The organism is Ideonella sp. B508-1 (genome assembly GCF_000333615.1).
Taxonomy (GTDB): Bacteria; Pseudomonadota; Gammaproteobacteria; order Burkholderiales; family Burkholderiaceae_C; genus Ideonella.
Genome location: NZ_BADL01000216.1, coordinates 1 through 1708 on the forward strand (window position 1 = coordinate 1; position 1708 = coordinate 1708).

Consider the following 1708-nt stretch of genomic DNA (forward strand, 5'->3'; position numbering starts at 1 on the left):
AATCCCAAGCCGGTAGCGAGGGCATTCCCAGAATGTGGCGCGCTTCGCTTCCAGGCGACAAAAAAGACACTGTGTTTTATATATTGGCCATTAGTCATGTCGGAAGTCAAATTGAATATGACGGGTACTTCGACGCCGTCGTGGTTCCCGCGTATTTGGGCTCGGATGTCCTGCACTTCGAGGATGGAGGCAAACTGCCGACCAATACTCAACCAGAATGCGAAAAGAGCCTCTCGAGTCCGGCAGGGATAGCAATCCTCAACAAAGCCCGTGAAACTGTCGGAAGGAACTCAGTCGAGTACTTCAGACGCCTTGCGAAATTCTTGCCAGCGCCGGCCAATGACGAAGCTCTGATCCGCAGCAATGCGAAGATTTTTACCCAGGGCCTTAGCGAGTACAGCATCGTGCAGACACTCAGAGCCCAATACATCTATTTGAAGTCTCAAAGTTCCACGAACGCCAAATATCCTGGGTATCCCTTTCGACCGGTAGTCGAGCGTCTAGTGCAACTTAAGCCATCCATTCAAATCAAATCGATGGATGAGCCGAATGATCTGGCGAGGGCATTTTGCTCAGCCGGCGAAAAACGCGCCGGGATAATTGCTGAATATATGAAACTATACGACATGAGCAATGATGGGGAATCAATTGATTCAGCCGTGAAAGAGGTCGATAAAGAAATGCGAAGCGCTCTTGAGGACCATTTTTTACATCTGGATCTCTACGAATCGGCGTTCACTTGCTTCAGGACCCACCTATGGGAGCAACGTTTTAAAGATATGCTCGACGGAAAGGTTCACTTTCTTGCGCTCGGCGCTGCACATCTATTTCCAAGTACTGGCCCTGTCGCGTCATGCCAGGGGCTTCTTCAAGATCTACATGAAAACGGATTTATGGTCGAAAAAGTCCGCTGACGTAGAAAGCGGGGGGCAATCCCCATGATCAGCAATCAAGCCAAAACAGCAGAGGATTCACATGCGAGTCATTGAAAGAGAAATGTTCCGCCACATCGCCGGCGGCGCCGGAGCTCCTCCGGTGCAAAAACCGATTAGCACGGCGATCCAGGGCACCACGCAAACATCCGTCTTCAGCTTGCCGGGCGGCGCCACGCTGGCCGTGATCTGCACCGGCTTTTCGGCCAACCTGTCGTTCGGTCTCCAGGCCGGCAAGCTCGTCCCGCTCGGGGGATCGGCGGGCGTGCAAAACGGCACTTGCACCGCCATCACCTACGACAGCAAGGGGCACCCAATCTCAACGATCAAGGTGGGGGCGGCTGACTTCGACAACGGCGACATCCAAGTGGCGTCGAACGGCACGACTTACGACAGCGGCAGCGCGTAAGCTCCCCTGTCAAGCAGACAGTTGATTCCTAGAGTCTGCGGCAGTTGTGGTGATCAGTCTGGGCATGAACTGCTTGGGCGGCACGCCACCGAGCGCGTCATGCGGTCGGTACTCGTTGTATTGGGTCAACCAGTCGTCGGCGATGGCCTGGACCTGCTCGATGGAATTGAACAGGTAGGCATCGAGCACCTCGGTGCGGAAGGTCCGGTTGAATCGCTCGACGTAGGCGTTCTGGTTGGGCTCGCCGGGCTCGATGTAGTTCAGGGCAATGCCTTTGCGCTGGGCCCATGCGACGAAGTCGTGGCTGGTCATCTCCGGCCCGTTGTCCATGCGGATCGACAGCGGCGCGCCGTACCACGCCACCAGC

At 55.3% G+C, this 1708-nt stretch carries 3 protein-coding genes; 2 read left to right on the plus strand and 1 reads right to left on the minus strand.

Annotated elements, in window-relative coordinates; translation table 11 throughout:
- The coding region (locus tag I73_RS32535; RefSeq protein ID WP_234409458.1) for a hypothetical protein at positions 1-914 on the plus strand (914 nt) is incomplete at its 5' end.
- A gap of 61 nt (positions 915-975) precedes the next feature.
- On the plus strand, positions 976-1341 hold the full coding sequence (locus I73_RS09280; RefSeq protein WP_148289753.1) for a hypothetical protein: 366 nt from the start codon (positions 976-978) through the stop codon (positions 1339-1341).
- A 9-nt stretch (positions 1342-1350) separates the two neighbouring features.
- On the opposite strand, the gene I73_RS27070 is transcribed toward I73_RS09280, so the two are convergent.
- A partial coding sequence (locus tag I73_RS27070; RefSeq protein ID WP_040500088.1) for an integrase core domain-containing protein occupies positions 1351-1708 on the minus strand: 358 nt, incomplete at its 5' end.

What these genes read in the sequence shown, in the direction of transcription:
- I73_RS09280 (WP_148289753.1), top strand. Translation starts at nt 976, where the DNA reads ATGCGAGTCATTGAAAGAGAAATGTTCCGCCACATCGCCGGCGGCGCC.